The organism is Bacillus sp. JJ1503, assembly GCF_036965125.1.
Taxonomy (GTDB): domain Bacteria; phylum Bacillota; class Bacilli; order Bacillales; family Cytobacillaceae; genus Cytobacillus.
In genome coordinates this window covers 1-9,841 of the sequence record NZ_JBALOZ010000102.1, presented here as the reverse complement: position 1 = coordinate 9,841, position 9,841 = coordinate 1, and the positions used below count along the sequence as shown (strand labels likewise).

Sequence of the window (9,841 nt, the reverse complement as noted above, 5' to 3'; positions counted from 1 at the left end):
AAACTGGATACAACCCAAACGTATTCAACATTTTCATTTCGAAGATATTCACAATAATTTCTGCGTCAAATCCCTCATTGACTAAGTTTAATGATTGGTAAACTAATTCAAATAAATAAGGATTGGGCTTTCTATCGTCTGTACCTTTATCTGTTAAATCAACAATATAGCTTGCATAGGCAGTTAGAAAAATATCTTCGCGGATCGAGCGCATGGAAGAAATCATTTCACCTTGCTGCAGACTTCCTAATCCGCTGCTTCTTTGAACTAAAAAATATCCATATGTAAAAGGTTGGGTGACAGCAGCGAGCCGGCTGCTCGGCTTTTTTGCTCCACGTGCCATCACACCAATCTTTCCCCATTCCCGGGTGTATAAAGTTACAATCTTGTTTGTTTCACCATAATTTGTTGTTCTAATAATGATGCCCTCACATTTTTCAAGCACCATATCCACCATCCCTAAGTTTTAGACAATCTATGAGATGGGAAAGTCTACTTCAGTTAGTTCTGCGTCCTGATTTCCGGGTATATCTTGAGTTTCCTGTTCTAGCTCTTTAAAGAGAAGATATGTGTCTATATTACCTGTCTGCGAAAAGACTTTCCAGGTAAAATCCATCATCGAAAACCCCACCTTTCCGTTATTCAACGCAATTTTCTTTTATCCCAAATCCTTACCATTTATCATAGCCTGTCTTTCAAATTTCATAAGAGAAAAATATTGTAAATCAAAAATATACATAATTAGTGTTTGATCGTAATACCTTAGTTAAGGCTGGACAATTGACAGTAATACTCATTTAAAAAATATTTTTCTAATACTCATCATCACGGAAGCCAAAATCACGCAGCTGCGACATTTTATTTCGCCAATCTTTCTGAACTTTTACCCATAATTCTAAAAATACTTTTGATCCGAGTAGGTTTTCAATATCAACCCGTGCTCTCTGACCAATTTCCTTCAGCATTTTTCCTTGTTTCCCAATGACAATCCCTTTTTGGGAATCTCTTTCGACTATGATCGTAGCCATTACATGAACCATGTCCTTTTCATCGCGGCGCTCCATCTTATCAATCAACACAGCAAGTGAATGCGGAATTTCTTCTCTTGTTAAATGAAGAGCTTTCTCACGAATGAGCTCAGAGACGATAAACCGTTCAGGATGATCTGTTACTTGATCAGCAGGATAATATTGTGGTCCTTCTGGAATATACTTTTTAATTTGCCCCAATAAATTTTCAACATTATTTCCTTCAAGTGCTGAAATTGGAATAATTTCACTAAAGGTATATTTTTCTTTGTAAGAATCAATAATTTGTATTAATTCATCTGGATGAACTAGGTCAATTTTATTAATGATCAGGAATATCGGTGTGCGAACTGACTGAAACTTCTCAATAATAAATTCTTCGCCACGGCCATAACCCTCTGATGCATTAACCATAAATAAGATGACATCGACTTCTTTTAATGTGTTTTGAGCGACCTTCATCATGAAATCGCCTAGTTTATGCTTTGGCTTATGAATTCCTGGAGTATCAATAAAAATAAATTGAGCATCATTCGTTGTTAATACTCCTTGAACCTTATTCCTTGTTGTTTGTGGTTTGTCGCTCATGATGGCAATTTTTTGGCCGATAACCCGATTTAAAAAGGTTGATTTTCCGACATTTGGTCTTCCGATAATGGAAATAAATCCTGATTTATGTCCTTGTTCAGTATTATTCATTCAAATCCTCCGGTGAAAAAGCTCCTGGCAGTAGTTGTTCTATTGTTATCTCAAGAATATCTTCTTTAAGGTTCGTTAAATACACTTTCATATCCTTAGGGCATAATTCTGCAATTACTTGCCGGCATGCACCGCAGGGAGAACATGGACGGTCTGTGTCAGCTATTACAGCCATTGCTGTGAAGTTCCTGACTCCTTCAGAGTAAGCTTTGAAAATAGCCGTTCTTTCCGCACAATTGCACATGCTATATGCTGCATTTTCAATATTACATCCATGGTATACTTTCCCATCTGACGTTAAGAGCGCTGCACCAACTTTAAATTTTGAATAAGGGACATATGCTCTTTCTCTTGCGACTTTCGCTTCTTCAATTAATTTTTCAACTTGCACTAATAAGTCTTCCTTTCGTTTTGAAAGATGTTACCTTCTTTTATTTTACCTCAAATTGAAATCAAAATCACTGATTGTAGCAAAAACGTAATATAAAAAAATTGAATTTTCCAAAAATACGAGGATAAATATGTCGTACTGCTCTGTTATTTTATCAAAACGATTGGGTCATTTACAAATATCGTTTCGTTAATTGTTGCAATTTCTTGCTTTTTACCCTGGAAAAATCTAATTAAACCTCAATGATTTCATCATTTTAACAAAAAAACTGCCCTGCAAAAAAGGACAGTTTTAAATAAGCAAAACTAATTTCGGAAGAAAAATAATCAATCCGATGATGACTGAGATGACAGCAAAAATCAATACAGCCCCAGCTGCCATATCCTTTGCTGCCTTTGCAAGTGGATGATAGTCTTCCGTAACAAGATCCACTACTCTTTCAATCGAGGAATTTATCATTTCCAATGACAGCATGCCTCCAATAGCTAAGAGAATGATAAGCCACTCCAAACTAGATATGGAAAGCATTAATCCCATTAAGATGACAATAATCGAAACAAATAAATGGATATTCAAATTTTTTTCCTGTTTGAAGGCCTTTTTAATGCCTGACATTGCGTAACCAAATGAATGTAACAACCGATTCTTTCTATCTTTGGAGGCCGAATTCATCTAATATATCCTTTTGACGCGAAAACATTTCTTTTTCATCTTCCGGTGTTTCATGGTCATACCCGAGTAAATGAAGAAAGCCGTGAACCGCCAAAAAACCGATTTCACGCATAAAGGAATGCCCGTATTCCTCGGCCTGCTCATATGCCCTTGAAACGGAAATAATGATATCTCCCAACACCCTCGGCATATCAAGACCTACGAGCTCCAATTCTCCCTCCCCCATTTCCTCCATCGCAAAAGAAATGACGTCTGTTACACTGTCTTTATGGCGATATTCTTTATTAATTTCCCTGATCTTTTCATTGCTAACAAAGGTAAGAGATACTTCACTTTCTTCTTCAATTTTTTCAAACTTTGCTGCAAAATTTAGCAGTTCTTCAATATAAGAGGTTTGTTCCTCAGTAAGCTCATTTGTTTCATCTAAAAAGTCGATATTTAAACTCATGCCTGTTTCACCTTCTGCTTTGTCATTTCTGGATACTCAATTCTAGAATGAAAAATTCCGTTTAATGTTTCACAAATAGAGTTAGCGACTGTTTCCAGCTCTTTTAACGTTAAATCACATTCATTGAGCTGTCCATCCTGAAGTCGATCCGCAATAATATTTCTCACGAGCCCCTCTATTTGCTCAGGGGTAGGATTAGACATGGAACGGACCGCGGCTTCAACACTATCTGCAATCCCAATAATAGCAGCCTCCTTTGTTTGAGCTTTTGGTCCTGGATACCGATAATCTTCCTCCCTAACCTCAAGCCCATTTTGACCTGCTTTATGGTAAAAATATTTTAAAAGTGTCGTCCCATGATGCTGTTCAGCAATATCTACAATTTCCTTAGGCATTTTATGTTTTCTAAGCATTTCTGCTCCATCAGTCGCATGGGCAATGATAATATTTTTACTAGTTTGCGGAGGCAGCCGATCATGCGGATTTTCAATATTCATTTGGTTTTCAATAAAAAACTGCGGCCTTTTTGTTTTGCCAATATCATGATAATAACAGCCAACCCGTGCAAGCAGCCCATTTGCCCCAATGGCTTCACAAGCGGATTCAGACAAGTTAGCTACCATGACGCTATGGTGATAAGTGCCTGGTGCTTCAGTTAAGATTTTTCTAAGAAGAGGGTGGTTCGGGCTTGTCAGTTCAATCAATCTGATTGTAGAAAGAATGCCAAATCCAGCCTCAAAAAAAGGAAGTAAGCCAATGGCTAATACTGCAGACAAAATTCCTGAAAGCGCCCCGATAATCAAATAAAAGCCATATTCCAGCCCATCATATTGCCCGTTTCTAAGAAAGATAAGGGAAAAAATTAAAACCACATTTATACCAGCCACAAACATGCCTGCTTGTAAAATTCGTGACCGATTTTTTTGTTTTGTTAAAAATATGATCCCTGCTAGCCCGCTACAAATAATATAAATGGCAGAAGTAACGTGAAAAGCTCCTGTTATTCCTTCATTAAAAATAATACTTCCGCAAATGGCCATAATGATTGTAAATATTACAGCCATTCGTTCATCAATTAAGTTTCGGATTAATATTGGTCCCATGGCAGCCGGAAAAATATAGCTAATTTCCGAGTACTTAAATTCAGGAAAAAAGCTGATTCCCTTCATCATTAAAATGGATAGGGCAAATATTAAGCTAAATAATAATAGATAACTTTGCTTAAGCTCGGAGTGAAGCTTTAATTCATTAAAATAATAATAAAGGGCTGCAAGAATAATAAAGGTAATTAATCCAAGGCCAAAAAATGGCTTTATTGAATGGTTGTTATCAAGCAATCCGATTAGCTCTAGCTGTCTATAAATATCTCTGCTAATTAAATACTGCTCCTCTACAATAATTTGTCCTTGAAGAATTTTTACAGGTTCAACACTCTCTATGGCCTGCTGTCGCATCTCATCCGTTGCAGAAGGGTCATAAAATTCATTCTGGTAAACTGCATATCTTCCTAGTTCAATCGCTCCCGTTTTAAGATCAGAGTTTAAGCTTGTAAACTTTAGCTCCTCTTCTAAACGTTTTTTTGCATTTTCAACTTCATCTGCAGGAATTCTTTTGCTCATTACATTATTAATTGCAGTTACTGTCACGTCTTTAGCAATCGTAAGCTCGCCTCTAGATGCCTGTAATAAAGTAAGGAGGGTCTGATCAGTAATGTCCTTCGTTACATCCTCAGTCAGCTTCTCCTTCATCAACGATAATTTATCTGAAGGCGTTGGTTCAGGAAAAACGATTGTTTCGCCTTCAGCTTCATCGGAGCTTTCAGCTGCTTTTTGTTTCTTTTCTAAATCATCTTGTATCTCATCATTAACCTCAGTAGCAGAATCAAATATAGATGTAATTAAGTCTACACGATTTTGGGCAATTTCCTTCTTTACTACATAAACATCCGGCACATGATCTGCTGCTTCTTTTTTCCTTTTTTCCGTTAAGACTTTATCTTCAATCGTGATAGGAGATCTGATTGTTTGCTCAGCAACAGAAAACAGTCCTAGGTCTAATTTTTCTGGTTTAACATTACTGTACATAGCAAGGAACATTACAATCCCAAGAAAAACAAATAGAAGAACTCTAAAAAAGGTTAATTCTAATAAATTTCTAATTTTCATTAAGTATTGCTGCAGTTTTTCCACATTCAGTCCCTCCTATCTTAGTTAATGAAACTGACCAGATAAGTGATTCTACTATTCGTTTAAGACTTACATTTATTATGTAAAATGATAACAGTTTTTCAAACAAGTTTCATCCTTCTTAAAAAACTTCTGAAAAAGTCATAATTCTTCACTTAACGAAAACAGCAAAAGAAAACCGTACGGTATTCCCGACGGTTTTAATTCTCGTGCTGACCATATGCATGAATAATTTTTGCTACTAGAGGATGACGGACTACATCACTTTCTTCAAGATGTACAATCGCGATTCCCTTCACACCTTTTAGAATTTCTTCGCCAAGAATTAATCCAGATTTTGCACCTTTTGGAAGATCTACCTGTGTTTTATCACCAGTGATCACCATCTTCGAACCAAATCCAAGACGGGTTAAAAACATTTTCATCTGAGCATGAGTTGTATTTTGGGCTTCATCAAGGATGACGAAAGCATCATCAAGCGTCCGGCCTCTCATATAGGCTAAGGGGGCTATTTCAATCGTTCCTCTTTCGATTAGTCTTTCTGTATGTTCAGCCCCTAATACATCATGCAAAGCATCATATAAAGGTCTAAGGTACGGATCCACTTTCTCTTTTAAGTCACCAGGCAGAAATCCAAGGCTTTCTCCCGCTTCAACGGCAGGACGAGTTAAAATTATTTTCTTAACTTGACCATTTTTCAATGCGTTTACTGCCATAACGACCGCTAAATATGTTTTTCCTGTTCCAGCTGGCCCTATTCCAAAAACAAGATCATTAGTGCGAATGGATCGAATGTATTGACTTTGACCAATCGTCTTTACACGAATAGACTTACCCTTAGCATTTCTAATAATTTCTTCATCATATAAATCGCTAAAATAATCTAAAGTACCTTTTTTCGCCATTTGAATTCCGTACATGACATCCCGCTGGCTAATGTTGATTCCTTTTCTGATAACCTGCAGTAATTCAGAAAGTAATTTTCCAACCATTTCAACCTGTTCCATTTCACCGGAAACAAAAATATTTTCTCCGCGTGTAACAATGGATACAGACAATTCTTGCTCAATCATTTTTATGTTTGCGTCTGAATTCCCAATCAAGCTCATTGCTTCATTCGGATTCTCAAGTTGTACATTCATTGTCTTCAAGTCTTCAGTCATTCCGTATCTCCTTGAATAATTGGTTGCGCTTCTGCTATATTCTCAATAATTTGGAAATGTATTGATATAGTAACTTTACCATTCTCTGCTGACTTGTGTAAAACTTTTTCCCCTTTAATTTTAGCATTTTCAGAAAGAAGGTTTTTTATATCATTCCGCGCACTAATTTTTGCAGCTTCAAATGCTTCTTCATTCGAATATATTTGTATGACCTGTTCGCTTTCCCTTATTGTTTTAAATAAATAAGATATTGGAAGCTCCCATTTTAAAAAATGGATTTTCTTTTCATTTGCCTCTGTTTTGGATTCTTTGTAATCCACTTTACCAAATCCCCATATCGGAATTTCATATTTTCCAACCTTTAGAAAATGTTTTTGTTTTTCATTTCCGTTTAATACTTGTAACGTGTTTTTTAATGGAATTGTAGCCGTTGTTGTGTACCATGTTTCACCAAAGATTTCTCCTTTTGCCGGAACTGTCTCGGTTTTTTGCCCATCTTCCCCAATAATTCCTGAAACAAGGAGCTGACCAGGATTTACATGATCATTTACACTTACTTTTGGTTGTCCTTCTTCAACAAACATGTCAACAATAATTGCCTTCTTTTTTGCAACTAAATGTCTTGGACTTAAATATTCTGGTTTATTTGGTTCAGTTTTTTCAACAACCTGAAGATGGTAGGTTGTCCCTTTTAATTCCACACCAACCCAAGTAATTTCCTCAATATTATCTGTCAGTTTCCTCTGAATAGCTTCAACATTATCTAAGAAAAACTGTACTTTCCCGCGTTTTACACCTAGTTCATCTAACTCTTTTCGTATTTTGTATTCAGTTGCAGGGTCTGCCCCCTTTATCTCTATTCCCCAAACCATATTTGATAATATGATAATAACTAATAAAAATATTGGGGCGCCAATAACAAATCCAATATTTTTCAACATGCGCTTAAAGATAAATGGAAAGCCTGTCCGCTGTAAAAATTCGATTTTGCAATCACTGTTCCGAACAATATTTCTTAATTGCTTCACATCATTTAGCTTCATTTTAAAGGTTACTGCCTCGGTACCGTGCCTTTTTACATGCCATACAAGAATTCCGCTTCGTGTAAGAGTATTAATAAAACGCTCAATTCCTTTACCCTTAGTCTTAACTGTTACAATCCCTCCAAAAAATTCGACCCAAAGATTTTTCATTGCCTTCCCCCTGAATTCTCTTTATCACCACAAATTTGCTGTTCATAATACCCTTCCTATAAGTCCCTACAAAAGGCTACTGTCCTTCTGTAAGGACATCCTTAATTAATCGTTAATATATGTGACTTGATCAATTTTCCCTTCCAGCAGAATTTCCTCGGGCAGAATCGTTTTTATGACAAAGGCTTTCCCTTTTATTAACAGCTGGCCCTGCTTAAGGAGCAGCCTTAATTCTTTATCTGAAAAAGCAAGCAATCCACGGTGGTTCTCAATATATATATGGATTTGTCCGATCATCGTAATGCGGGGTAAATCCATCATGACATCTTGAGGAAGCTCCATATTTTTTGTCATCCATTTTCGGACGAATTGTCCCCACTTTCTTGCCATAAAAAAAGACCCCCCCTTCATCTCATATGTATGAAATGAAAGGGGGTTCTAGCACATATTTTTCACCTATGAATTAAGATAATTTATTGTTTTTTTACTGACTTATGAGCCTTTAATGCCCTTGGAGGTCCGATAATTTCAGACCAAATAACCCCATCGATGAGCTGTTTTTTGCTAGGAGATAAGGTCTGCCTCCATTCTTTCTGTACTGCACCTTGAATAGGTACCGGAGCTTTAGGAACTGTCTTAATAAGTTCCGCTTGCTTCTTAGCCATTTCCTGTTGTTCCTTTAGTGCATTTATCTCTTCTTCAGCAAGCCTCTGCCTTTCCAAAGCTTCCATTTCAAGCTTTCGTGCTTGTTCAGCCTGCTGCCTTTGCTGTTCTTCAATAGATCTCGTCTCCAATGGAGGAATACGTTCCTGTATTTGCTTAAACACATCAGCTGGTGATGGCTTCACTTGCTGCCCGCTGCCTTTCCGCTGTTGCTGCTGATTTCCTTTATTTTTCATGAAAAAGGAAATAATATAGCCAATTATTACGATAATAAAAATTGGGTTTTCGAAAATAAATTCCAAGAGGGAACCCCCTCCCTTCTATTTATTAAAGTGAGCCTTTATTTATCTTTGACCGCCGTCTTTGTGATCATCATTAATCCGACCAATAGAATCTCTCATATCTGTATCAGCGGAAATATTCTTGATATTCATATAATCCATAACCCCGATATTTCCTGATCGAAGCGCTTCAGCCATGGCAAGCGGTACTTGTGCTTCAGCTTCTACAACCTTCGCTTTCATTTCTTCAACCCTTGCCTTCATTTCCTGCTCTGAAGCGACAGCCATTGCACGTCGTTCTTCCGCTTTAGCTTGGGCAATCTTCTTATCTGCCTCTGCTTGCTCTGTTTGTAAATGGGCTCCGATGTTTTTACCGATATCCACATCCGCAATATCTATCGAAAGGATTTCAAAGGCTGTCCCGGAATCCAATCCTTTATCTAGGACTGTTCTAGAAATCATATCAGGATTTTCAAGAACTTTTTTATGATTTTCTGACGAACCGATAGTCGAGACGATTCCTTCACCAACACGAGCAACGACTGTTTCTTCACCAGCACCCCCGACAAGACGTTCAATATTCGCTCTAACAGTAATTCTAGCTTTTGCCTTTACTTCAATTCCATCCATTGCAACACCAGCAATGAAAGGTGTTTCAATTACATTTGGATTAACACTCATTTGGACAGCTTCAAGAACATCACGGCCTGCCAGATCAATTGCTGCGCTGCGCTCAAATTTTAATTCAATATTTGCTCGATGTGCGGCAATCAGTGCATTCACAACACGGTCGACATTCCCACCTGCTAAATAATGGCTTTCCAGCTGATTTGTCGTTACATCTATACCCGCTTTGTGTGCTTTAATTAAGGGGTTAATGACCCTGCTTGGAATAACCCTCCGGAGCCTCATCCCAACTAATGTAAAGATACTGACTCTGACTCCAGCTGCCAAAGCTGAAATCCAAAGCATTACTGGAACAAATGTAAAAAGAACTCCCAATAGAATAATCGCAAGAACAACGGCTACTATCAAAAAAGCTGTACCAGCCCCTAGCAATTCCATATTTATTCCTCCTCTTTTTCTTTCTTATTTTGATCTATTATTTCTCTTACTA

12 protein-coding genes are annotated in these 9,841 nt (G+C 37.2%); all 12 read right to left on the bottom strand.

Translation table 11 applies throughout. The features are described 5' to 3' along the window. Nucleotides 1–445 (bottom strand): DNA repair protein RecO (gene recO, locus V7149_RS09380; RefSeq protein WP_335345374.1); only part of this gene is annotated, 445 nt, incomplete at its 3' end. A 30-nt stretch (nt 446–475) separates the two neighbouring features. After that, complete coding sequence (locus V7149_RS09375) at nt 476–619, bottom strand: YqzL family protein (RefSeq protein WP_082677167.1); 144 nt, start codon at nt 617–619, stop codon at nt 476–478. Nucleotides 620–812: 193 nt separating this feature from the next. Beyond that, entirely contained in the window at nt 813–1,727 is a 915-nt protein-coding gene (gene era / locus V7149_RS09370; RefSeq protein ID WP_335345373.1) for a GTPase Era, read from the bottom strand. Then, complete coding sequence (locus V7149_RS09365) at nt 1,720–2,118, bottom strand: cytidine deaminase (protein WP_335345372.1); 399 nt, start codon at nt 2,116–2,118, stop codon at nt 1,720–1,722. The genes era and V7149_RS09365 overlap by 8 nt, the downstream gene beginning before the upstream one ends. A gap of 291 nt (nt 2,119–2,409) precedes the next feature. After that, nucleotides 2,410–2,790, bottom strand: a complete 381-nt coding sequence (locus tag V7149_RS09360) for a diacylglycerol kinase family protein (RefSeq protein ID WP_335345371.1) — start codon at nt 2,788–2,790, stop codon at nt 2,410–2,412. Beyond that, nucleotides 2,768–3,238 carry an rRNA maturation RNase YbeY gene (ybeY, locus tag V7149_RS09355; protein WP_335345370.1) on the bottom strand — a complete coding sequence of 157 codons (471 nt, stop codon included), beginning with the start codon at nt 3,236–3,238 and terminating at the stop codon, nt 2,768–2,770. Before ybeY ends, V7149_RS09360 begins: the two co-directional genes overlap by 23 nt. Next, entirely contained in the window at nt 3,235–5,427 is a 2,193-nt protein-coding gene (locus V7149_RS09350; RefSeq protein WP_335345369.1) for an HD family phosphohydrolase, read from the bottom strand. The genes ybeY and V7149_RS09350 overlap by 4 nt, the downstream gene beginning before the upstream one ends. Before the next feature lie 197 nt (nt 5,428–5,624). Next, complete coding sequence (locus V7149_RS09345; RefSeq protein WP_335345368.1) at nt 5,625–6,587, bottom strand: PhoH family protein; 963 nt, start codon at nt 6,585–6,587, stop codon at nt 5,625–5,627. After that, nucleotides 6,584–7,780, bottom strand: a complete 1,197-nt coding sequence (gene yqfD, locus V7149_RS09340; protein ID WP_335345367.1) for a sporulation protein YqfD — start codon at nt 7,778–7,780, stop codon at nt 6,584–6,586. The genes V7149_RS09345 and yqfD overlap by 4 nt, the downstream gene beginning before the upstream one ends. A gap of 105 nt (nt 7,781–7,885) precedes the next feature. After that, nucleotides 7,886–8,170 carry a sporulation protein YqfC gene (yqfC, locus tag V7149_RS09335; protein ID WP_335345366.1) on the bottom strand — a complete coding sequence of 95 codons (285 nt, stop codon included), beginning with the start codon at nt 8,168–8,170 and terminating at the stop codon, nt 7,886–7,888. Between the two features lie 83 nt (nt 8,171–8,253). Next, nucleotides 8,254–8,745, bottom strand: a complete 492-nt coding sequence (locus tag V7149_RS09330) for a hypothetical protein (protein ID WP_335345365.1) — start codon at nt 8,743–8,745, stop codon at nt 8,254–8,256. Nucleotides 8,746–8,787: 42 nt separating this feature from the next. Next, on the bottom strand, nt 8,788–9,789 hold the full coding sequence (floA, locus tag V7149_RS09325) for a flotillin-like protein FloA (RefSeq protein ID WP_335345364.1): 1,002 nt from the start codon (nt 9,787–9,789) through the stop codon (nt 8,788–8,790). Between the last annotated feature and the right edge of the window lie 52 nt (nt 9,790–9,841).

Coding starts and splice junctions, on each gene's coding strand:
- yqfD (WP_335345367.1), bottom strand. CDS start 7,780: ATGAAAAATCTTTGGGTCGAATTTTTTGGAGGGATTGTAACAGTTAAG.
- ybeY (WP_335345370.1), bottom strand. CDS start 3,238: ATGAGTTTAAATATCGACTTTTTAGATGAAACAAATGAGCTTACTGAG.
- era (WP_335345373.1), bottom strand. CDS start 1,727: ATGAATAATACTGAACAAGGACATAAATCAGGATTTATTTCCATTATC.
- yqfC (WP_335345366.1), bottom strand. CDS start 8,170: ATGGCAAGAAAGTGGGGACAATTCGTCCGAAAATGGATGACAAAAAAT.
- V7149_RS09360 (WP_335345371.1), bottom strand. CDS start 2,790: ATGAATTCGGCCTCCAAAGATAGAAAGAATCGGTTGTTACATTCATTT.
- V7149_RS09345 (WP_335345368.1), bottom strand. CDS start 6,587: ATGACTGAAGACTTGAAGACAATGAATGTACAACTTGAGAATCCGAAT.
- floA (WP_335345364.1), bottom strand. CDS start 9,789: ATGGAATTGCTAGGGGCTGGTACAGCTTTTTTGATAGTAGCCGTTGTT.
- V7149_RS09375 (WP_082677167.1), bottom strand. CDS start 619: ATGATGGATTTTACCTGGAAAGTCTTTTCGCAGACAGGTAATATAGAC.